General features: G+C 65.5%; 16 protein-coding genes. 6 read left to right on the top strand and 10 right to left on the bottom strand.

Annotated features, from left to right (window positions below; all coding sequences use genetic code 11):
- Window positions 1-77: 77 nt before the first annotated feature.
- Window positions 78-1,352 carry an acyl-CoA dehydrogenase family protein gene (locus QOU61_RS13065; protein ID WP_289658972.1) on the bottom strand — a complete coding sequence of 425 codons (1,275 nt, stop codon included), beginning with the start codon at window positions 1,350-1,352 and terminating at the stop codon, window positions 78-80.
- A gap of 141 nt (window positions 1,353-1,493) precedes the next feature.
- On the opposite strand from QOU61_RS13065, the gene QOU61_RS13060 reads away from it, so the two are divergent.
- Window positions 1,494-2,273 (top strand): enoyl-CoA hydratase-related protein, encoded by a 780-nt coding sequence (locus QOU61_RS13060; RefSeq protein WP_289658970.1) that lies wholly within the window; start codon window positions 1,494-1,496, stop codon window positions 2,271-2,273.
- A gap of 122 nt (window positions 2,274-2,395) precedes the next feature.
- Here QOU61_RS13060 and QOU61_RS13055 read toward each other — a convergent pair whose 3' ends face one another.
- Genes QOU61_RS13055 through QOU61_RS13045 form a run of 3 tightly spaced genes read right to left on the bottom strand, consistent with a single transcriptional unit; the run spans window position 2,396 to window position 4,606 of the window.
- Entirely contained in the window at window positions 2,396-2,770 is a 375-nt protein-coding gene (locus QOU61_RS13055) for a DUF6285 domain-containing protein (protein WP_289658968.1), read from the bottom strand.
- Between the two features lie 55 nt (window positions 2,771-2,825).
- Window positions 2,826-3,815 carry a phosphotransferase family protein gene (locus tag QOU61_RS13050; RefSeq protein ID WP_289658966.1) on the bottom strand — a complete coding sequence of 330 codons (990 nt, stop codon included), beginning with the start codon at window positions 3,813-3,815 and terminating at the stop codon, window positions 2,826-2,828.
- On the bottom strand, window positions 3,812-4,606 hold the full coding sequence (locus tag QOU61_RS13045) for an enoyl-CoA hydratase/isomerase (RefSeq protein WP_289658964.1): 795 nt from the start codon (window positions 4,604-4,606) through the stop codon (window positions 3,812-3,814). Before QOU61_RS13045 ends, QOU61_RS13050 begins: the two co-directional genes overlap by 4 nt.
- Window positions 4,607-4,763: 157 nt before the next feature.
- Between QOU61_RS13045 and QOU61_RS13040 the strand changes: the two genes are divergently transcribed.
- From QOU61_RS13040 to QOU61_RS13030, 3 genes are read left to right on the top strand one after another with little or no spacing between them, the layout of a single operon-like run.
- On the top strand, window positions 4,764-5,543 hold the full coding sequence (locus QOU61_RS13040) for an SDR family NAD(P)-dependent oxidoreductase (RefSeq protein WP_289658962.1): 780 nt from the start codon (window positions 4,764-4,766) through the stop codon (window positions 5,541-5,543).
- 10 nt (window positions 5,544-5,553) lie between these two features.
- Window positions 5,554-6,090, top strand: coding sequence for a hypothetical protein (locus tag QOU61_RS13035; RefSeq protein ID WP_289658960.1), 537 nt, complete (start codon window positions 5,554-5,556; stop codon window positions 6,088-6,090).
- Between the two features lie 23 nt (window positions 6,091-6,113).
- Window positions 6,114-9,353 (top strand): tetratricopeptide repeat protein, encoded by a 3,240-nt coding sequence (locus QOU61_RS13030; protein WP_289658957.1) that lies wholly within the window; start codon window positions 6,114-6,116, stop codon window positions 9,351-9,353.
- A gap of 1 nt (window position 9,354) precedes the next feature.
- On the opposite strand, the gene QOU61_RS13025 is transcribed toward QOU61_RS13030, so the two are convergent.
- Entirely contained in the window at window positions 9,355-11,019 is a 1,665-nt protein-coding gene (locus QOU61_RS13025) for a flavin-containing monooxygenase (protein ID WP_289658955.1), read from the bottom strand.
- 228 nt (window positions 11,020-11,247) lie between these two features.
- Between QOU61_RS13025 and QOU61_RS13020 the strand changes: the two genes are divergently transcribed.
- Entirely contained in the window at window positions 11,248-12,381 is a 1,134-nt protein-coding gene (locus tag QOU61_RS13020; protein ID WP_289658953.1) for a nitronate monooxygenase, read from the top strand.
- Between the two features lie 67 nt (window positions 12,382-12,448).
- A complete protein-coding gene (locus QOU61_RS13015; RefSeq protein WP_289658951.1) occupies window positions 12,449-13,963 on the top strand; it encodes an acetyl-CoA acetyltransferase in 1,515 nt (504 codons plus the stop codon).
- Between the two features lie 22 nt (window positions 13,964-13,985).
- Here QOU61_RS13015 and QOU61_RS13010 read toward each other — a convergent pair whose 3' ends face one another.
- The 5 genes from QOU61_RS13010 to QOU61_RS12990 all read right to left on the bottom strand — a co-directional run bounded on the left by QOU61_RS13010 (window position 13,986) and on the right by QOU61_RS12990 (window position 22,672).
- Window positions 13,986-14,381, bottom strand: coding sequence for a VOC family protein (locus QOU61_RS13010; RefSeq protein ID WP_289658949.1), 396 nt, complete (start codon window positions 14,379-14,381; stop codon window positions 13,986-13,988).
- Window positions 14,382-14,470: 89 nt separating this feature from the next.
- Window positions 14,471-15,664, bottom strand: coding sequence for an efflux RND transporter periplasmic adaptor subunit (locus tag QOU61_RS13005; protein WP_289658947.1), 1,194 nt, complete (start codon window positions 15,662-15,664; stop codon window positions 14,471-14,473).
- On the bottom strand, window positions 15,654-18,839 hold the full coding sequence (locus tag QOU61_RS13000; protein ID WP_289658945.1) for an efflux RND transporter permease subunit: 3,186 nt from the start codon (window positions 18,837-18,839) through the stop codon (window positions 15,654-15,656). Before QOU61_RS13000 ends, QOU61_RS13005 begins: the two co-directional genes overlap by 11 nt.
- A gap of 218 nt (window positions 18,840-19,057) precedes the next feature.
- Window positions 19,058-20,740, bottom strand: coding sequence for a methyl-accepting chemotaxis protein (locus QOU61_RS12995; RefSeq protein ID WP_289658943.1), 1,683 nt, complete (start codon window positions 20,738-20,740; stop codon window positions 19,058-19,060).
- A gap of 240 nt (window positions 20,741-20,980) precedes the next feature.
- Entirely contained in the window at window positions 20,981-22,672 is a 1,692-nt protein-coding gene (locus QOU61_RS12990) for a methyl-accepting chemotaxis protein (RefSeq protein ID WP_289658942.1), read from the bottom strand.
- Window positions 22,673-22,702: the final 30 nt, after the last annotated feature.

Here is a 22,702-nt window from a genome sequence, read left to right as displayed (position 1 = left end):
TCTGTCGTCCCGGCCAAGCGCGGTGTTCGCGCGCGAGCCGGGACCCGACGCGGTGAGAACGCTGTATGCCAATCACCTTACCGCTTCCCCTTGCCCATATAGCCGAACAAAAACCCCGCCACCTTTCGCATCTGGATCTCCTCAGTTCCTTCCGTGATGCGGTAGCGCCGGTGATGGCGATAGATGTGCTCGAACGGCTTGTGACGCGAATAGCCGATGCCGCCATGCACCTGCATGGCGCGGTCGGCCGCCTCGCAGCACAACCGGTTTGCCCAGTAGTTGCACATGGAAACCTTGTCGGAGAGCGTGTGCTCGACCTCGGCCTGCGTGAGTTGATCCATCTCCCACGCCGTCTTGCGGATCAGGAGGCGGAGCATCTCGGCTTGCGTGGCAAGCTCGACCAGCGGCCACTGGATCGCCTGGTTCTCGGCGAGCGCTCTGCCGAACGGCTTTCGCTCGCGCGCGTAAGCGACGCTTTCGTCGATGCAATAGACGGCGGCACCGAGGGAACTCGCCGCCTGGCGGATGCGGTTCTCATGCACGAAGCATTGCGCGAGCGACAGCCCGCGCCCGACCTCGCCGAAGACGGCATCATCAGGCACGAACACGTCAGTGAAGCTGACGCGCGGATGATCGGTCGGCATGTTGAAGGTCCATAGATATTCCTCAACCTTCACGCCCGCGCTTTTCGCCGGCACCAGGAAGCAGGTGATGCCGCGCGCGTCGCCGTCATTGCCCGACGTGCGGGCAAACAGCGCACAATGGGTCGCGACATGCATGCCCGTGGTCCACATCTTCTCGCCGTTGATCAGCCAGCCAGTTACGTTGTCGCGCGTCGCCGCTATGGCGCGCGTCTCCATATGGGTGGCGTCCGAGCCGTGGTGGGGCTCCGTCAAGCCAAAGGTGATGCGGTATTTTCCCGTGATAGAGCCCTCGATCATCGCCTTCTGGGCATCGCTGCCGTAGCGGTCGAGCATGGTGACGACGGGAAAGTTGCCGACGATGGAGTGCTCATTCTGGAGATCGTTGTGCAGGCCCAGGCCTTTGGAGGCAAAATGCTCGCGGATCACGGCCATCCAGAGGTTGGAGCCGTCCTTGCCGCCATAGCGCTTCGGGATCGCGAAGCGCAGGTGGCCGGCGGCATCCGCACGGTCCTTGGCCTTGCGCAACAGCGCTTCCCATTCCTGCCGCGGCAAGCCGCCATGCTCGAAATCGGTACGCGCCCATTCGCGGCGATGGTCGAAGAAGCGGATGTTGTCGTCGGCCTCCTCCAGCGGCTTGACCTCGCGCGCAATGAAGCGGTCGAGTTCGTCGAGATAGGCTGTGAGGTCGGCCGGCAGCGTGAAATCCAAGGCGACCTCCTATGTGTTTCCGATCTGGATTGAGCCGCCGCACGAGGTTCGCATCACGGGCATGGCGAAAGCTTGCGCTGGCGCGCTAGTATCCATGACGACGTTCCGCGACACAGAAAATCGATGAGGAAGGAAGCGGCCATGGACCTGAAATTTTCCAAAGTGACGCGCAAGGGCCCGATCACGATCGTCACCCTGTCGCGCCCGGAAGTGTACAACGCACTGCATATCGAGGCGCATTTCGAGCTCAACAAGGTGTTCGACGATTTCTCCGCCGATCCCGAGCAGTGGGTCGCGATCGTCACCGGGGCCGGCGACAAGGCGTTCTGCGCCGGCAACGACCTGAAATGGCAGGCGGCCGGGGGCAAGCGCGGTTGGGACAAGGGCGGCTTTGGCGGGCTCACCTCGCGCTTCGACTGCGACAAGCCGATCATCGCCGCCGTCAATGGCGTGGCGATGGGCGGCGGCTTCGAGATCGCGCTCGCCTGCGACCTGATCATTGCGTCTGAAAACGCCACGTTCGCCCTGCCCGAGCCGCGCGTCGGGCTTGCCGCGCTCGCCGGCGGCCTGCAGCGCCTGCCGCGGCAGATCGGGTTGAAGCGCGCGATGGGCATGATCCTGACCGCACGGCACGTCTCGGCGAAGGAAGGTCTCGAGCTCGGCTTCGTCAACGAGGTGGTGCCGCAGGGCGAAGCGCTCGCCGCCGCCGAGCGCTGGGCCGAGACGATTGCCAGGAACTCGCCGATGTCGATCCGCGCCTCCAAGCAGGCGATCCGCATGGGCATGGAGGTGCCGCTGGAGCAGGCGATGGCCGAGCAGCGCGAATACCCGGCGGTCAAGGCGATGGCGGCCTCGCAGGACTATGTCGAGGGGCCGAAGGCGTTTGCCGAAAAGCGCCCGCCGAAATGGCTGGGGCGGTGAAACGCCGTCATTCCGCGGCGCGCGTGAGCGCGAACCCGGAATCGCGTGCAACAACCTCCGGATTCCGGGTCCGGTGCTTGCGCACCGTCCCGGAATGACGACGGAGGGAGTTTTCACGCGTTTCATTCTTTCCCCGCTTCCCGCCTGTACGACGCATAGTTCGGCTGATCGACCGCGAGCTTGTCGAGCGTGGTCTGCCATAGATGCGCGGCGAGCCCCGGCGTCAAAAGGTCGGCCTCATCCTTTGCAATCTTCTCTGACAGCGCGCGATTGAGGTCGATCAACGCGCCGTCAACCCCAAGCAGCTGCCTGAGCCGCGCCATCTCTGCCGCATCGCTCGCATCGGCAAGGGTCAGCTGGCGCACGACCAGCTCGAGCATGTTGACGGCGACGCGCAGCTTGAAACCGTTGTGACCGGTGATGGTCGGCGCGATCTCGTCGCGCAGGAAATCGGCGACGGCCTTGGCAAGTTCGGCGGGTGTCGGCTCGTCCTGCATCAGATTCTCCAATCGGGCATGATCTTGTCCGAAAACCGGTTCCCAATTTTCGGGATCATGCCTCTCCTCTCGGCGCCAACAGTCGCAACAGATCGATCTCGGTCTCCGAGGCGCGGCGGCCGATCATGGCGCGCTCCATCGAGTGATCGGGCGAAGCGCGAAACCGCTGCATCATGCCGCAGCACATCACGCCCCAGCGCAGCGTCCCCATCACCTCCCAGAATTTGACGCGCACCGGGTCGACCTTCCGACCCGCCGCTTCATATCCGGCGAACAGCTCCTCGCGCGAACCAAGGCCTGCGACCGGCTTGTCGATCTCGCCGAACCGCCACGAATTGACGCAGATCCAGCCCAGATCCTCCATGGGATCGCCGAGATGGGCGAGCTCCCAGTCGAGCACCGCGCGCACGCCGTCGGGACCGATGATGAGATTGCCGAGGCGGAAATCGCCATGCACCAGCGTCAGCGCCGGCGGCGGACCGGGATCGTGACCCCTGAGCCAGCGCAGCGCCAGTTCGAAAACCGGGCGCGGCCAGCCGAAACCACGGTATTCCCGCTCTATGTCGGCAATCTCTTTCGTCGCCGTCATCTCGCGCAGGTCAGGCAGTTTCGCCCCTGGCAGGGCGTGGATGCCGGCGATGATCTCCCCGAGCTGGCGCGCCAGCATGGGACGCGCCTTTGCAAACGGCGCGTCACGCAGGATCTTTCGCGCGATCGTCTCGCCCTCGACCCGCTGCATGATGAAGCCGGTGCCGAGCCCCTCCTCGGGCTCAAGCACATGCATGACCTCGGGCGACGGCAGGCCCGCATCATGCGCGAGCTGCATCAGCGCGGCTTCCGCCTCCAACCCGGCCGCGCGGCCCGGCGCCGCGCCATAGCCGGGCGGTGCGCGGCGCAGGATCGCGCCGATAGTCCTTTCGGGATGGACGATGTCGAAAGTCCAGGTCTCCTGGCTCGCGCCGCCCGACAGCCTGGCAGCCGCAGCGACGCCGGTCGCGCCCGGACACCAGGCCGTCACGCAACGCGATAGCGCGGCCTCGATCATTTGCCCTTGAATTTCGCCGGGCGTTTTTCCAGGAAGGCGCCGACGCCTTCGCGGAAATCTTCCGTCGCGCCCGCGATGCGCTGCGACTGGAACTCGAGGTTGAGCTGATCCTCGAAGGAATTTTCCGGGCTTTCCCAATAGAGCTTTCGGATCAGCGACAGCGCGACGGTCGGCCCGTTGGCGAGGTCATGCGCGAGCTTCATCGCCTCCTCCATCAGCGCCGCATCCTCATGGACGCGGTTGACGAGACCCCACTCCAGCGCCTTCTCGGCCGGCAGCCTCTCGCCCATCAGCGACAACTCGATCGAGCGGGCGCGGCCGATCAGGCGCGGCAACAGCCAGGTCGAGCCGCAGTCGGGCACCAGACCAATGCGGCGGAAGGCTTGCAGGAAATAGGCCGAGCGCGCGCACAGGATCATGTCGCCCATCAAGGCAAAGCTCATCCCGGCGCCGGCGGCAGGCCCGTTGACGGCGGTGACGATGGGGCAATGCAGATTGCGCAGGCGGCGCAGGAACGGATGGAACGCGGTCTCGAGCGCCGCTCCCGCATTGCTGCGGCCGGGCTTCGCGTTGGCGTTGCGGCCCTGCAAGTTTGCGCCGGTGCAGAACGCGCGCCCCGCTCCCGTCAGGACGAGACAGCGCACCTCCGACTTGCGATCATCGATCGCATCCATCGCCTCGGCGAGCCCGCCAAGCATGTCGAGCGACACCGCATTCATCACCTCCTGATGGTCGAGCTTGAGGATCGCGACCGATCCGTCGAAATCGAGCGTGACGTGCTTGAATTGCATGGTTTCCTCGCAAAGGCTGTGTGCCGCCTATTTCCGTGTTGCGGCACTTCGGATTGTTTCTCGCATCCATATTTGATTTTTGCGGAGCCCTTGTCCATGCTTGTTGCAAGCATTCGAATGCGTGGATGCGCATCATTCAAAACCGACGGAAACGCCCATGAACCTGTTCGACCTCACCGGCCGCGTCGCGGTCATCACCGGCGGTAATGGCGGTATTGGGCTTGGCATCGCGCAGGCTCTTGCGTCCAGTGGCTGCAACGTCTCGATCTGGGGCCGCAATGCCGAGAAGAACAGGAGCGCGTCGGCGACGATGGCTGCGGGTCCCGGCAAGGTCGATACCCAGGTCTGCGACGTCACCGACCCGGCCTCCGTGAACGCGGCGATGGCCGCGACGCTCGGCCGCTTCGGCCGCGTCGACGGCTGCTTCGCCAACGCCGGCATCGGCGGCGGCGGCCGAAAACCCTTCATCGAGCGCACCGAGCAGGAATGGCGCACGATGTTTGCGACCAATCTCGACGGCGTGTTCCACGCCTTCCAGGCCGCCGCGCGCCACATGACCGAGCGCGCGCAAGCCGGCGATCCGTTCGGCCGGCTGGTGGCGACCTCTAGTCTGGCCTCGCTCTACGGCACCGCGCGCAACGAGCACTATGCCGGAACCAAGGCGGCGCTGAACGCGCTCTGCCGCGCGCTCGCAGTGGAACTGGCGCGATACGGCGTCACCGCGAATGCCATCCTGCCGGGCTGGATCAGGAGCGACATGACGGCGCGCGTGCTGGCGGACGAGAAATTCGTCGGCGCGGTGCTGCCGCGGATTCCGGTGCGCCGCTTCGGCGAACCCTCCGATTTCGGCGGCATCGCGGTCTACCTCATGAGCAGTGCGTCGTCCTACCACACCGCCGACTGCCTCGTGATCGACGGCGGCTATACGGCGTTTTGAGTTCAATGCTTTGACGCTTTCTCCGCCGTCATCGCCCGGCTTGGCCGGGCGATCCAGTATTCCAGAGGCGCAAATCAGTTGCTCCGACAAGGGCCTCGCCGATCCGACGCGCCGCCGTTTGCGGGCGTTGCCCGCGGTGTCACAATGTGATAGAGCAATTCCGCTATCTCTACCTGAAGTCGTGTCATTGCCGGCAAGGAGAGCAGCGATGGATTTGCTATCCAATTATTTTGCACTGGGGGCGATCGGCGGATTGGCGCCGGAAATTGTCCGCCTGTATTCGATCAGGACGAATCCACAGACTTTCACCTGGTCATGGTTCTATATCATCATCTCGATCATTTTCGCATGTCTCGCCGGGCTCGTTGCCCTGCTCCTGCCGGCCGATAACGCCCGCGCCGCGCTGTACGCCGGCATCTCCACGCCGGTCCTCATCAATGCGGTGGCGAAGAAGGGCGCCGGCGGGAACAAGCGAACCGGCGTCAAGAAGGCGATCGCCGAAGATCGGAAGCTGTCGCGGTTCGATTCATTCGTCGAAGGCCTCTGAAACCTTTCGACTGAGGCGCGCCTATGGCATCCGCAGTCGGCGATACCGTGATCTTTTGCCGGCCCGAGCAGGTGCAGGAGGCGGCGGTTGCGCTGTCGTGCTGTCCGGCGGATCGGTTCACGCCGCTCATCGTGATGGAGCGCTCGCCGATCCCCGACGAGGAATACCGCGCGCGCTATGACATCTATGTCGAGGCGCGCGACCGGCGGGATGCCCTCGTCGGCGGACCGCTCGCGCGCCAGGAAGCTATCCGCAATCTCGCCGCCGTGCGGGCCGCCAATCTGGAGGTGGACAGCAAGGCGGAAGCCTTGACCTCGTATCGCTCCTGGTGGCGCCATCAGCTCTTCATTCGCGATCTCCTGCGCTCGCTGGCGCCGCAGCTCGCCGTCTTCCTTTTCGAGCCGGCGCCGCACGAGCTTGGCTTGATCGAGGCCGTGCCGATGAGCCGGATCGGTGACGAACGCATGCCGCTGCTTCCCGACGGGCTGAAATCCGCGCATGTGCTCCCTGGGTTCGATCCCGACGACGAGGCGGAAGGCCGCTACTTCTACGGTTCGCTGAACAAGCTGACGGACGTGGCCTGGCGCGTCTGCGGCCGCGACGGCCAGTCACCCGCCAGCACCGTCGATGTGCCCGCGGCGGACCCGACCGGGTTCTTCCCCGGCCTGTCGCGCGCGCTGAAACGCGGCGTTCCCTTGCGGGCGCGCGCCGATGGCGCCCCGCCGCCCGCCGACCAGGGCCAGGGCGATGGTGATGGGAACGGCGCGGCCCCTTCCGAGGCCGTTCTCATCGAGGTGTCGGAGGACGCGACAAAGCTGCTCGGCGTCCAGTATGCGCATCACCGTCGCGCAAAACTCGTGATGTATCCGGAGCCGCACGCCGCCGGCGTCGAGAATGCACGCGCGGCCGTGGAGGCGCGGCAGGACGTTCGGCAAAAGGACGCTCCCGCGGAAGTCAAGCGGCTCGGCCTTGCCGCGCTGCGCGAATACATCTTCGGCGACCCCACCGTCGGCGACCGGATCCGCGAGCTCGAAAAGACGGTGTCGCAATCGGTGCCGGCCGACGTCGTGGCCGCGGTCGGCGACCTCGACCTCACCGTGTTCACGACCGGGATTCCCTACAATTTCGTCAGGAAGAAAGGCGTGGACTGGGCCAACAAGGCGATCGGGCACGTGACTGGCGACGCCTCGCTGCTCGTCCTCACCGAGCTATGCGCCAAGCCGATCGATTCCGATGTGAGCTTCAGCCTGATCTTCGATCCCGGATTTTTCCAGACGTCGGAGACGCAGACCGTGCTCGCGACGCTGCAAAAGCGGTCTTCCTATCCGCTGGTGCTGAGCGGGCTTTCGGGATCGAGCATGTCGCTTCTTCACGTCGGCGCTTCGCTGCCGCTGGATTTTCTGTTCTTCAACACCCATGGCTCCGACAAGGCGATCCTGCTCAGCGATGGACCGCTTCCCGCCTTCAAGCTGCTGCAGCGCCAAACCCTTCCGAGCCGCCCGTTCGTGTTCAACAGCTCCTGCCTTTCCTGGGTCGGCGTCGGCCGAGAGTTCATCCGGGTCGGCGCACGCGGATATGCCGGCACGCTCTGGAGCGTCGATGCGGAGGTCGCAGCCAGCTATGCCGGCATCGTGCTCGACCGCATCACGCGGCAGGGGTGGCCGGTCAGCCGGGCGATGCGCAACACCGGCGTCGCATCCTCGACCGAGCGCGCCTACATCTATATCGGCACCTGCGGCGCACGGCTCGATGACCCAAAACTCGATCGCGCCGACGCCGAGCAACACCGAACGCTATCTGCCGCCGTATCCCTGCTGGAGAGCGCCGCCACCAGCCTCGCGCGAGGCGGAGGCCGCAACTCCGTCCGCCTGATCACTGAGCCGGAAAATCAGTTCTGGCGCGAAGCCGAAAAGCTGCTGGCCGAACATGACCGCCGCTGGCCGGGCCCGACCGCCGATCGCGTGGAAGCAGCGATCCCGCATCTCCTGGTGCTTGCCTACATGGCCGAGCGCTGGCCCAACGAGATCAAGGCCCGCCTCCACGTCCAGAAGGACGCGGAGACAATGCTGGCCGCGCTCACGCTTGATCCGAAGACAAGGCAGGAGCAGCTCGCCAACATCGTCCGTTTCGGGGCCAGGCTGCTCCTCAACCTTACGGAAGTCGAAAAGGCCATTCCCGAATACCAGCGCGCCATGGCGGCGGCGGAAAAGGTCCCCTCCGCCCAGCTTGCCGGCGAGATCGCCCTCGAACTGTGCGATGCGCACAGGATGCGCTGGCAGAACAAGGAGGCGCTCGCCCTGGCAACAAAGGCGGATGCCGATTTCGCGGCAGTGTCGCCGACGCACCGGTCCCGGCTCGGTTCGCTTGGACGAATAACCCAGATATCGAGCGCGCTCGGACAATTGGACGCGGCGCTGAACCGCGCCCGCGAGGGATTCAAGCTTGCGACGACCCTCGACGATCTGAAGGAACGTGCCGAATTCAAGGGCGACGAGGCCCGCATTCTGGTGAAGCTCAAGCGATTCGACGAAGCGCTGACGGAAGCCCGGACTTTCCTCGACCTCAGCCGACGGGCGCATGACGAAGAGCGCGAGCTCAGTGCCTATGGCGTGATCACCATGGCATTGATCGGGAAAGGCGACCTCGCGGAAGCCCTGAAATATGCACAGAAGGGACTGGACCAGGCGCGGGCTCTCGGGATCGCGGTCTCGGCCGGCGACTTCCTGATGGACTTCACCAACATCAGGTCCAAGATGAACGACCATGCCGGCGCGGTCGCATCCGCGCTGGAGGCGGCGCCGCTCTTTGCGCGCACCGGGAATGTGGCCAAGATCGCATTCGCGCTCGGCCGCGCCGAGGAGGAGCTTCTGGCGCTCGATCCGACTGGCGCCACCGCGCTGGTGCCGATCTTCGACACCATGCGGACACAGATCGACGTGATCAATTTCGGCGACTTCAACCTGAGGCGAAACATCGTCTCCTTCATCGTGAACCGCATCAAGCACGCCGCAGCGCAGATCGGATGGCAGCCGCTCCACGCCAGGCTTCAGGCCCTGTTGCAGCATTGCCAGACGGTCGCGAACCGGAATCCCGCCGGAAATTGCGAACAGCTCGCCTTCATCGGCGCGGCGCTCGGGATGTTCAGTCTGGTTGCTGAAGGGCAATCGGCGAAGGCACGGCCGATCGCCGAAGAACTGGACCGCCTTTCGATGGGCGGCTACCAGCTTACGGCGTTTGTCGATCAATACACGGCAAAGCCGTAGGTCACGAAGCGGCCGCTGCGCGCTGGCGCGGCGCCGACGTCATCGCAAAGCCCTCATAGCCTTTCGCGGCGACGTCGTTGCAGATCGCCCGGTAGGCGCCGACCCCGCCGATATAGGGCATGAACACCCGCGGCTTGCCGGGGATGTTGGCGCCCATGTACCAGGAATTCGCCTGCGGATAGAGCGTCGCATAAGCGACCTCGTTGACATGGGCAACCCACTTCTCTTCGGCATCCCGCTTCGCCTCCATCGCGGCGAGGCCGTGTGCGCGCATATGAGCGAGGCAGTCGGCGATCCAGTCGACATGCTGCTCGATCGAAACGATCATGTTGGAGAGCACCGACGGGCTGCCCGGCCCGGTGATGACAAAGAGGTTGGGAAAGCCCGCGCTCATCAGGCCGAGATAGGTCTTCGGCCCTTCCGCCCATTTGTGGTTCAGCGTCTCACCGTCCCGGCCGGCGATCTCGATCTTGGCGACCGAGCCGGTCATGGCATCAAAACCCGTCGCCAGCACCAGCGCGTCGACGGCATGGTCCCTGCCGCCGGCCCGCACCGCGCCTTCGGTGATCTCCTCGATCGGGTTGGCACGGATGTCGACCAGCGTGACGTTGCCGCGGTTGAAGGTCGCGTAATAATCTGTGTCGACGCAGATGCGCTTGGAGCCGATCGGGTGGTCGTTGGGCTGCAGCAATCTGGCGGTCGCCGGGTCCTTCACGATCTCCGCGATCTTGTCGCGGACAAAGTCGGCCGCGGTGTCGTTGGCGTCCTCGCTGAGGACCAGATCGTTGTAGGTCGCCATGAAGGTCAGCCCGCCGCGCTCCCAGCGCGCCTCGTAGCGTTCGCGCCGCGCATTGTCGCCGTCGTCGAGCGCGCCGCGATCCGGCCAGTCGGTATAGATGCCGTTGCGCGCCTCCTCGCGCGCGAAACGCCGGATCTCCGGATAATTTTCGCGGAACCACTCCCGCTCCGCATCGGTGAGCCTTGCGTTGCGGGCGGGAATCGAAAAATTCGCGGTGCGCTGGAACACCGTGACGTGGCTCGCCTGCTCGGCGATCACAGGCACCGACTGGATGCAGGACGAACCCGTGCCGATGACGCCGACACGAAGCCCTGCGAAGTCGATCGCCTCGTGCGGCCAATGACCGGTGTGGTAGACCTTGCCCTTGAAGCGGTCGAGCCCCTTGATGTCGGGCGTGCGGGCATTCGACAGGCAGCCGGTGGCGAGCACGACGAATGACGCCGCGACAGTCTTGCCGGTGGACGTCGTCACCGACCAGAGATTGCTTTCCTCGTCGAAGACGAGACGCTCGACACGGGTGTTGAATTCGATGTCGGACCGCAGGTCGAAGCGGTCGGCGACGTGGTTGGCGTATTTCAGGATTTCCGGCTGCGGCGCGTAGCGCTCGCTCCAGTCCCACTCCTGCTGCAGCTCGTCGGAGAACGAGTATGAATACTGCATGCTCTCGACGTCGCAGCGCGCGCCGGGATAGCGGTTCCAGTACCAGGTGCCGCCGACGCCGCCGCCCTGCTCGAAGACCCTGGCCGAGAAGCCGAGCCCACGCAGCCGATGCAGCATGTACATCCCGGCAAAGCCGGCGCCGACCACGACGACGTCGTAGGTTCCCGACGGCTGGATCGGGCTTGATGGCGACGGCACGGCGGACATCAGCTTCTCCTTCGAACCTCTCTGCTTGCCGCAAGCATTCTCCCGGTCCCCGCGAAAGCGCAAGGGACAAATGACGCCGCGCAAAATTCCGCCACGCCGAATACGAAAACGCACGACGCCTCAACGCAAGATTTCCCACGCTGAAACCACCTTGGCTCGGGTCGTCCCGATGGGTTAGCGTCACCCGCTTTCGGACGGAACGAGAAGAAGCCGCGACAGGGAGTGACCATGAAATCGCCGATCTGCGACATGCTGGGAATCGAATTCCCCCTGCTCGCCTTCAGCCATTGTCGCGACGTGGTTGCCGCCGTCAGCCGCGCCGGCGGCTTCGGCGTGCTCGGCGCCACCGTGCATTCGCCCGAAACGCTCGAGCGGGAGCTGAAGTGGATCGACGACCACGTCGATGGCAAGCCTTACGGCATCGACGTGCTGATTCCTGAAAACATCTCGACCGCAGGCGAGAAGAACGTCACCTGGAAGAGTCTCGAGGCGCGCATCCCGAGGGAACATCGCGACTTCACCCGCGACCTCCTGAAGAAGAACGGCATCGAGCTGACGACGTCGGAGGTCACCGCCGACCAGCCGCAACCGTTCGATGGGGCAACCGCGCTGAAGCTGCTCGAGGTCTCGTTCCGCCACCCGATCCGCCTGATCGCCAATGCGCTCGGCGTTCCGCCGAAGGAAATGATCGAGATGGGCAAGAAGCACGGCGTGCCGGTGGCGGCGCTGGTCGGCGCCAAGGAGCATGCGCTGCGCCAGGTCGCGGCCGGCGTCGACATCCTCGTCGTGCAGGGCACCGAGGCCGGCGGCCATTGCGGCGAGGTCTCCACCATGGTGCTGGTGCCCGAGGTGATCAAGGCGATCAGAGAGATCCGCGACGTGCCGGTGCTTGCCGCCGGCGGCATCATGACCGGACGTCAGATGGCGGCCTGCATGGCGATGGGCGCCGCCGGCGCGTGGACCGGCTCGGTGTGGCTTGCCACGGTGGAATCCGAGACATCGGAAATCTTCCGCGAGAAGATGATCGCGGCCTCCTCGCGCGATGCGGTACGCTCGAAGGGGCGGACCGGAAAGCCGGCCCGGCAGTTGCGCTCGGTCTGGACCGACGCCTGGGACCGCAGCGAGGGAAGTCCCGGCGCGCTGCCGATGCCCTTGCAGAGCATCATCAGCCGCGACGCCTTCGAGGCGATCGACCGCTCGGCGGCGGCCGGCAACCCCCGGGCGCGCGATCTCGTCAGCTATTTCGTCGGCCAGGGCGTCGGCCTGATCGACAGCGTGAAGTCGGCAGGCGCGGTAGTGCAGGAGTTCAAGGAAGATTTTGCCGAGGCCGTCGAGCATATGAACGCGCTGGTGGCGGAGTAGCTCGCCGTCATTCCGGGATGGTGCGCCAGCACCAAGCCGGGAATGACGACTGAAAAGCGAAGAAGAAATGACAACTGGCTTGCAATCCGAACACCGCATTCCCGTCATCGTCGGCGTCGGCGAGATCGTCGACCGGCCAAAGGACGTCGCGCAAGGGCTCGAGCCGCTCGCTCTGCTCGAAGCGGCGCTCAAGCGCGCCGAGCTCGACGCCGGCGCCAGGCTGCTGCACGAGATCGGCTCGCTGGACGTCGTCAACTTCCTGAGCTGGCGCTACCGCGATCCCGAGAAGCAGCTTGCGCAGCGCCTCGGCATCAACCCCTCGCACCTCTATTACGGGCCGGTCGGCGGCGAGAGCCCGATCCGCTACCTGCACGAGGCGGCGCAGCGGATCGCGCGCGGCGAATGCGCGGTCGCCGCGGTCTGCGGCGCCGAGGCACAGTCGACGGCGACCAAGGCCGAGCGCGCCGGCGTCACGCTGCCGTGGACGCCGTTCGCCCATGACGTCGAGGAGCCGAAGCGCGGCGCGGCGTTCCAGAAGCCGTTGGCGGTGAAGCTTGGCGTATACAGGCCGATCACGGTCTATCCGCTCTATGAATCCGCGACATCAGCGCATTGGGGCCAGACGCCGCGCGAGGCGCTCGCCGAGTCAGGCGAATTGTGGTCGCGCTACGCCGATGCGGCGGCTGACAATCCCAATGCCTGGCTGAAGAAGCACTTCACGCCGGCAGAGATCACGACGCCGACGGCCGAAAACCGCCTGATCGCCTGGCCCTACACCAAGCTGATGGTCGCCAATCCGACCGTCAACATGGGCGGCGCGCTGATCCTGACCAGCCTTGCGAAGGCGCGCGCCGCCGGGATCGCCGAGGACAAGCTGATCTATCCGCTCGGCGGCGCGTCGGCCGAGGAGCCGCGCGACTACCTGCTGCGCGACCAGTTTTATGAAAGCCATCCGCAGAACGCCGTGCTGAATGCGGTGATCGATCTGGTCGGGGGCGACGGCAAGAATTTCGACGCGATCGAGCTCTATAGCTGCTTCCCCTGCGTGCCGAAGATGGCGCGCCGCACGCTCGGGCTTGGCCCCGACGTCAGGCCGACCGTCACCGGCGGGCTGACCTTCTTCGGCGCACCACTCAACACCTATATGACGCACGCGGCCTGTGCGATGGTTCGCGCCTTGCGTGGCGGCGCAAAGCTCGGCCTGCTCTACGGCCAGGGCGGCTTCGTCACCAAGCACCACGCGCTGGTGGTCTCGCGCACGCAACCGCGCGATGCGCTGAAGCAGGATACCAGCGTGCAGGCGGCAGCCGACCGCAACAAGCGCGTCGTTCCGGAATTCGTCACCGCGGCGGACGGCAAGGGCAAGGTCGAAAGCTTTACCGTGATCTATCGCGGCAAGGGCGAGGTCGAGCATGGCGTCGTCATGCTGCGCACCGAACAGGACAACCGCACGCTGGCGCGCATTCCCGCAAGCGACGGCGCGACGCTCGCGCATCTTCAGAGCATGGACCGTACGCCGGTCGGATCGCTGGGCGCGATCACCATGGCGGACGATGGCGTGCCGGAGTGGCGCGTCGCTTAGCACTCCTCCAGCATCGCCGATCCTAGATTGCCTGGCGATGATGTGTCGCGATTTGCCAGAGGTTACCCCACGCGTCTCTCACCATCGCGCGACGGTCTCCGTAGGGCATATCCAGGGGCTCCTCGACGGTGTGGGCGCCAGCCTTGATCGCGCGCCGATAAATCTCGTCGGCGTCTTCGACATAGACGTAGAGAAATGCCGACCTCGCCTCGCGCAAGCCGTCGCCGTTGCTGACCATGACGATGGAGTCACCTATCCTCAATTCGGCCGGGCCTTCGCCCCGCCTGGTACAATCGGCGTTGAAAACCGTTCTCATAAATCCGACCAAGCCATCGACATCGCGGGTGATAATCCTCGGGATGATCGTTGGCCAACCTGCCGGCTGATGGCGCTTCGATTGGGAAAGCGTGTCGGACATGGAGTTACCCGCAGACAAGGCCCACGAGCGCATCATGTCATGATTTGCCAGATGCAAAAAGACGGGCCGGGGCGCCTCCTGCGCGTCCCCTACCCCTTGCGGTCCTCGCGCTCGGAGACCTTGGCCGGCTTGCCCTTGGCGCCTGCGACGCGGACCTGGTCGCCGTCGGCAAGTCCATCCGGCGGGGCGACGATGATGCGGTCGTCGGGCGACAGGCCGGAGGCGAGCTCGATTTCCTTGCCGAGGTCGCGCGTGATCGTCACGGCCTTGAACAGCACCTTGTCGTCGACACCGACGGTCGCGACCCTCAGGCCGTTCTGGTTGAAGATCAGCGCGCTCGCCGGGATGTGAAGCGGCACGCTGTCGCGCTGCAGCGTCAACCGCACATTGGCATAGCCGCCCGGCATCAGCTCGCCGCCCGCATTGTCGAGCCCGAGCTGCATGCGCGTGGTGCCGGAGGCGACGTCGACGGACTGCGAGGACGCCTCCACCGTCGCCGCAAATGTCCGGTTCGGATATTCCGGCATGGTGATCACGGCCTTGGCGCCGATCTTGATCGCGGGCACGTAGGTCTGCGGCACGCTGACATAGACGCGCAGCTTCTTGATGTCCGATATCACGAACATGGCCGGCCCCGAACCGCCGCCGGCATTGATCAGCGCGCCGACGTCGGTGTCGCGCGCGGTGACGACGCCGTCGAAGGGCGCGGTGATCTTCTTGTAGCCGGCGAGCGCCTCGAGCCGCTCGACATTGGCCTGGCCGGCCTTGACGGCGGCGTTCTTGTTGGAGAGGTCGGCGGTGCGCTCGTCGATCTCCTGCATCGAGACGAAATTCGAGGCGAGCAGCGAGCTGCGACGCGTCAGCGTCGCCTCGGACAGTTTCGCGCTGGCCTGCTGGCTGGCGAGATCGGCGCGCGCCTGCAAGAGCTGCTGATCGAGGTCGGGCGCCTCGATCTCGGCGATCACCTCGCCGGCCTTGACCCGCGCGCCGATGTCGGCGTTCCAGCTCTTCAGGTAACCGGAGACACGCGCGAAGATCGGCGCGCGATAATAGGCCTCCAGCCGTCCCGGCAGGTCGAGCGTCGGATTGAGCGCCTTGGCATCGGGGGAAGCCACCGCCACCGTCGGGATCGACTGGTCGTCGGTCCATTCGCGCAGCTTCGCATTGGCCTCCTCGCGGGAACGGATGCCGATCGTCACCACCACGATCAGCGCGATCGCCGCCAGCATGCCGACCAGGCCCAGCCTCCGGCGCGATACCGGCGGGCGTTCTTTAGTGGGCATGCGATTTCTCCAACCCCACGGCGCCTTGGGCGCCTTGCTTCTTGTGGACCATACTAAAAACCACGGGAACGAACATCAACGTGGCAAACGTTGCAAAAACGAGGCCACCGATCACGGCGCGGCCGAGCGGCGCGTTCTGCTCGCCGCCCTCGCCCAGGCCCAGCGCCATCGGCGCCATGCCGATGATCATGGCGAGCGCCGTCATCAGCACCGGGCGGAAGCGGACGAAGCCGGCTTCGAGCGCGGCCGCGACCGGATCGCCGCTCGCCTCATAGCGCTCGCGCGCAAAGGAGATCACCAGCACGCTGTTGGCGGTGGCGACGCCCATGCACATGATGGCGCCGGTCAGGGCCGGCACCGACAGCGTGGTCTGGGTGGTGAACAGCATCCAGACGATGCCGGCGAGCGCCGCCGGCAGCGCGGTAATGATCACGAACGGGTCGGACCATGACTGGAAGTTGACGACGATCAGCAGGTAGATCAGCACGACGGCCGCAAGCAGGCCAAACAGCAGGCCGGAGAAGGCGCTGTTCATGGTCTGCACCTGGCCGAGCAGCACCACCGAAGTTCCCTTCGGCACGTCCTTGGCGGTATCGGCGATGGCGGCGCGGACGTCGGCCGCGACGGCGCCGAGGTCGCGATCCTGCGGCGTCGCATAGATCTGCACCATCGGCTGGATGTCGTATTGCGAGACGACCGCACTTGACGTGGTGCGCGTGATGTCGGCGATGCCGCCGAGGATCGGCGCCTGCGCGGCGCCCGGCGCCGTGATCGGCAGCGTCTGCAGCGCGCCGAGCGAATCGATCTGGTATTGCGGCGTCTGCATTACGATCGAATAGGACACGCCGTTGTCGGGGTTGAGGTAATAGGTCGGCGCGACCTGCGAGCTGCCGGCGAGGTTGACCACCAGCGCATTGGTCACGTCGCGCTCGGTCATCCCGACATATTGCGCGCGGCTACGGTCGACGTCGATGTTGAAGGTCGGGTTGTTGGGCGACTGCTGCAGGCGCGCGTCCGCCACGCCCGGGATACGGCGAATGCGGGCGAGCAGCTTGTTGGCATAGGCGAAGTTGGCGTCGAGATTGGCGCCGCGGATTTGCAGGTCGATCGGCGCTGGGGCGCCGAAATTGAGAATCTGGCTGACGATGTCGGCAGGCAGGAACGAGAACGTCATGCCCGGAAACAGCCGCGGCAACTGTTCGCGCAGCGTCTTGACGTGCTCGGCGGTCGGCCGGTGCCCCTCCTTCAGCTTGATCTGGACGTCGCCGTCCTGCGGGCCGATCACGCCGGTGTTGTTGTAAGTCATGTTGATGCCGGAGATCGGCATGCCGATGTTGTCGGTGAGCGTGTCGAGCTCGCCGGGCGGGATCAGCTTGCGGATCGCCTTCTGCACGTCGGCGAGCTGGTTGGCGGTCTCCTCGACACGGGTGCCGACCTGGCTGCGGACATGCATCAGGATGTTGCCGGCATCGACCGCCGGGAAGAAGTTGCGGCCCAGGAACGGCACCAGCAGGAACGAGACCGCGACAAAGCCGAGAAAGCCGATCACGAAGGTCGGCCGGTGCGAAAGCGCGAGCGACAGGAGATCGTGGTAACCTTGGCGGACGCGCTCGAAGCGCGCCTCGAAGCCGCGTTGGAAGCGCAGCAGCGGATTGCGCGAGCGCGGCGGCGCTTCGCCTTCGGCGTGATGGACGTGCGCCTGCAGCAGATAGTTCGCCATGGTCGGCACCAGGGTGCGCGACAGGATGAACGACCACATCATCGCGAACATCACCGCTTCGGCCATCGGCACGAACAGGAAGCGGGCGACGCCGGTCAGGAAGAACATCGGCACGAACACGATGCAGATGCAGAGCAGCGACACGAAGGCCGGCGTGACGATCTGCTGCGCGCCGTCGAGGATCGACTGCTCGACCGGCTTGCCCTGCTCGAGATGGTAGTTGATGTTCTCGATCGTCACCGTGGCGTCGTCGACCAGGATGCCGACCGCGAGCGCGAGGCCGCCGAGCGTCATGATGTTCAGCGTCTCGCCGATCGCTGAGAGCATGATGATCGCGCCGAGGATCGACAGCGGGATCGAGATCGCGATGATGACGGTGGAGCGCCAGCTCCCGAGGAACAGGAGGATCATCACGCTGGTCAACAGCGCCGCGATGATGCCCTCATAGGCGACGCCGCTGATCGCGCCGCGTACGAAGATCGACTGGTCGCCGATGAAGGCGATCTTCAGCGCATCCGGCAGCGTGTCGCGGACCTCGATCACCTTCTGCTTGATGCCGGAGATGATGTCGAGCGTCGAGATCGCGCCCGCCTTCAACACCATCATCAGCACCGAGCGGTTGCCATCGACATGGACGATGTTGGTCTGCGGCGGATTGCCGTCGCGCACGGTGGCGACGTCACGGACATAGACCATGGCGCCGTTGACGGCCTTGATCGGCAGGTTGCCGAGGTCCTCCATCTTCAAGGGCGAGTTGTTGAGCTGCAGCGTGTATTCGAACGCGCCGATCTTCTGGGTGCCGATCGGCGTGATCAGGTTCTGCGCCGCGAGCGTATTGGCGACGTCCTGGCCCGACAGGCCGCGGGCCTGCAAGGCCTGCGAGTTCAGGTCGATCTGGACCTGGCGCTGCTTGCCACCGAACGGATAGGGGATCGCAGCGCCCGGCACGGTAACGAGCGGCGTGCGGAGCTGGTTGATGCCGATGTCGGCCAGGTTCTGCTCGGTCAACCCTTCGCCGGACAGCGCGACCTGGATGATCGGCACCGTGGAGGCGCTGTAATTGAGAATGAGAGGCGGCGTCGAACCGGGCGGCAGCTGCTTCAGCAGCGTCTGCGAGATCGCGGTGACCTGCGCATTGGCGGTGCGGATGTCGACATTGGGCTGGAAGAAGATCTTGATGATGCCGACGCCGCTATAGGAATTGGCGACGATGTGCTCGATGTCGTTGACGGTCGTCGTCAGGGCGCGCTGGAACGGCGAGGTGATGCGGCCCGCCATCTGGTCCGGCGGCAGGCCGGTGTAGGACCAGACCACCCCGATCACGGGGATACGGATGTCAGGAAAGATGTCGGTCGGCGTGCGCAGCGCGGCGAGCGGACCGACAATCAGAAGGAGCAGCGCCAGCACGACAAAAGTATACGGCCGGCTCAGCGCAATGCGGACCAGTGCAATCATCGAACAGGCAGTCCCAGGTCAGACGAGATGACCCGGAACCTCCCCCGCAGCCATTCGTCGGCGCTGTTTAGCGGAATTGCGGCAAAAAGGCCAATATCGCTGCCGGATACCCCCCTTCACTTCCGCGATAGCTGACCGTGACTGCTGCCGCGGGATTGAGCAAAGGGGGCGCGCAGGCGGGGACCCGCGCTGGCTTGCCGACGGCGGCCCTCGGCGCCTCAGCCCGCCCGCACCGAGCCCAGAAACCGGCCGACCTCGGCCTTGAGGCGGCTCGACTCGCGGGAAAGCGACTGCGCGGCGGTGAGCACCTCGCCCGACGCCGTTCCGGTCTCGGCGGCGCCGCGCTGCACGTCGGCAATGCTGGACGACACCTGCTGGGTGCCGAGCGCCGCCTGCTGCACGTTGCGGGAGATTTCCTGGGTCGCCGCGCCCTGCTCTTCGACCGCCGCTGCAATCGCCGCCGCGATTTCCGACAGCCGCTCGATGGTGGCGCTGATCGCCTTGATCGCGTCGGCCGATTCGCCGGTTGCGGCCTGGATTCCAGCGATCTGCTGGCCGATCTCGCCGGTCGCCTTCGCCGTCTGCTCGGCGAGCGCCTTCACCTCCGAGGCGACCACGGCGAAGCCACGGCCGGCCTCGCCGGCGCGCGCCGCCTCGATGGTGGCGTTGAGCGCCAGCAGGTTGGTCTGGCCCGCGATGCTGTTGATCAGCTCCACGACGTCGCCGATCCGGGTGGCTGCCTTCGACAATTCACTGACGCGTTCGGTGGTGGCGCGCGCCTGGTCGACCGCGTCGATGGCGATAAGGCTCGATTCCTGCACCTGGCGGCTGATCTCGGTGACCGAGGACGACAGCTCTTCGGTGGCGGAAGCGACCGACTGCACGTTGGTGGAAGCGCCGTCCGACGCCGACGAAACCGTGGTCGCCATCTGCTGCGAGCGCGCCGCCGTCGCCGACAGCGTGCCTGCGGAGCCTTCGAGGTGCAATGACGCCGCCGACACGGTCTCGACGATCTCGCCGATCGCGCCTTCGAAACTGTCGGCGAGCTTCGCCATGTCGGCCTTGCGCTGGATCGCGGCGCGCTGCTCGCTCGCCTTCAGCTCCTCGCGGCTGAATCGAACGATGGTCTGCACGGTCTGCAGGTTGCGCAGCGCCTCGCCGATCTCGTCGTCGCGTTCGATGCGGATACGGTTGTCGAACCTGTCCTGGATGGAATTCAGCATGGTGTCGTTCAGATGGGCCATCGGCACCTGGATGGCGCGGATCGCCTGCCGGCCGAGCAGCGCAGCGGCCACGATGCCGATCAGCGCGAGGATGGGCGCCACGAGCGGCACGCCGAGCGCCGGCGCGGCACCGGCGGCCAGCAGGAAAATCGAGGCGGTCGCGACCAGCGTGGTCAGTCGCGCCTTGATGGTGCCGGTGAAGATCGAGAGGCGATCGAACGGCGAGCGGCGGCGGATGATGCCGGCATCGATCCGGTAGCCATGCCGGCGCTTCTCGCGCAACGCCGCATAGACCTGCTCGGCCTCGCGGCGCTGATCTGCGGGCAGTCTGGTGCGGATCGAGGTGTAGCCGGCGATCCGGCTGCCTTCCCGGATCGGCGAGACGGTCGCCAGCACCCAGTAGAAGCCGCCGTCCTTGCGGCGATTCTTGACCGCGCCGACCCAGGGCTTGCCGGTCTTGAGCGTTTCCCAGAGGTTCTCGAACGCCTCCGCCGGCATGTCGGGATGACGGATGATGTTGTGGGGCTGGCCGATCAGCTCCACGGTGGCAAAGCCGGAGGCGGCCGTGAAATCATCGTTGCAGGATACGATCCTGCCCTTGGTGTCGGTCCTGGAGACGATCAGCGTCTCGTCGCTGATCGGATATTCGGTGTCGGTAACAGGAAGGTTTTTGCGCATGTCCCCACAATTCGGCTGTACCGATGCGAGAACGCATTTCGGCGCGACTCAGCCATCGACGTGTGATGCCGATGCCTAGCGTGATAGCCGTAACCGAAAGTAAATTTGGAACACCGGAAAAGCACGGGAACGCGGCCTACCGCAGTACGGGGCCGAATAGTCCGGCCGCTCTCGAATAGAAAGCGCGATGGCAGTTGGTCCTGCCATCGCGCTTCCGTTCGATCCAGAGCTGTCGCGGCGTCAGGCGGCGCGCACCGAGGTCAGGAACTTGCTCACTTCGCTCCTCAGGCGGCTGGAGTCGCCCGACAGCGACTGTGCCGCGGAGAGCACCTGCTTGGAGGCCGCGCCGGTCTCGGTCGCGCCGCGCTGCACGTCGGTGATGTTGGACGACACCTGCTGGGTGCCGATCGCCGCCTGCTGCACGTTGCGGGAGATTTCCTGCGTCGCCGAGCCCTGCTCTTCGACGGCAGCGGCGATCGCCGAGGAGATTTCCGACAGCCGCTCGATCGTGCCGCTGATCGCCTTGATCGCATCCACCGACTCGTTGGTCGCGGTCTGAATCCCTGCGATCTGCTGCCCGATCTCGCCGGTCGCTTTCGCGGTCTGCTCGGCCAGCGCCTTCACCTCCGAGGCCACCACGGCGAAGCCACGGCCCGCCTCGCCCGCGCGCGCCGCCTCGATGGTGGCGTTGAGCGCGAGCAGGTTGGTCTGGCCGGCGATGGTGTTGATCAGTTCGACCACGTCGCCGATCCGGGTGGCCGCCTTCGACAGTTCGCTGACGCGATCGGTGGTCGAGCGCGCCTGGCTGACGGCATCGCCCGCCATCCGCGCGGAGTCCTGCACCTGCCGGCTGATCTCGGTGATCGAGGACGACAGCTCTTCGGTGGCGGAAGCGACCGACTGCACGTTGGTGGAGGCTTCTTCCGACGCCGCGGAGACGGCGGTGGCCATCTGCTGCGAGCGCGAAGCCGTCGACGACAGCGTGCCGGCGGACGATTCGAGTTGCGATGAGGCCGACGACACCGTCTGGACGATCTCGCCGATCATCGACTCGAAATCGCGCGTGATGGAATCGACCCGGCGACCGCGCTCGATCTTGGCCTCGGCGTCCTTTGCCGCCGCCTCGTCGGCCGCCTTCTTGGCGATCAGGGCTTCCTTGAACACCTGCAACGCATCGGCCATCATGCCGATCTCGGTCTTTTCGCCGCGATGCGGCACTTCGGCGGAAAGATCGCCGGCGCCGAGCGCCTGCATCGGCGTGACGATCGAGCCAATGCCGCGCGAGACATCGCGCACGAGATAGATGCCGGCACCGACGCCGCCGACGACGGCGAGACCCAGGATCACGACGACCAGCATGAAGGCGGTATTGTAGGAATCGGCTGCGTTGCGTGTCTCGGTTTCCGCACCCTGGTTGTTGAGATCGATATCCTTCTTCAGGATTTCATCCGCGTCCATCGCGATCTTGTTGACCCTGGTCTTGTTGAGCGTGTGCGCCTCGTGCGGCGGCTGGCCGGCCGCCTTGCGCGACAAGGCGAGCACTTCATCCGCGCCCAGCTTGTAGGCATCCCAGGTCTTCGACCACTCGCCATAGAGCGCGCGCTCCTCCGGCGAGGTGATCATCGTCTCATAGTTCTTGCGCAGGCGCATATTGTTCTCGACCAGTGACGCCATGGTCTTTTCGGCCGCCAGCTTCTCCTCCAGCGTCTCCGCCAGCATGTGCTCGCGCACCACGTTGCGATAGCTGACGACTCCGCTGCGCAACTCGCCCAGCACGCGCACGCTCGGCAGCCAGTTCGTCGTGATCTGCACCGTATTTTCGTTGATCGCACGCATCTTCATGACTGCGAGAAGGCCCGTGCCGGCGAGCGCGACGAGGAGAAGCGCCACGACAAAGGTTATCTTGGCGCGGATCGAAAACTTGGAGAACATTGGGGGTCTCTTGGTTTGGCGCGCGACGCG

Origin of the sequence: Bradyrhizobium sp. NP1, assembly GCF_030378205.1 — a bacterium.
Lineage (GTDB): Bacteria > Pseudomonadota > Alphaproteobacteria > Rhizobiales > Xanthobacteraceae > Bradyrhizobium.
The sequence above is the reverse complement of the archived record's forward strand: the minus strand, read 5'-3'. Positions and strand labels throughout refer to the sequence as shown.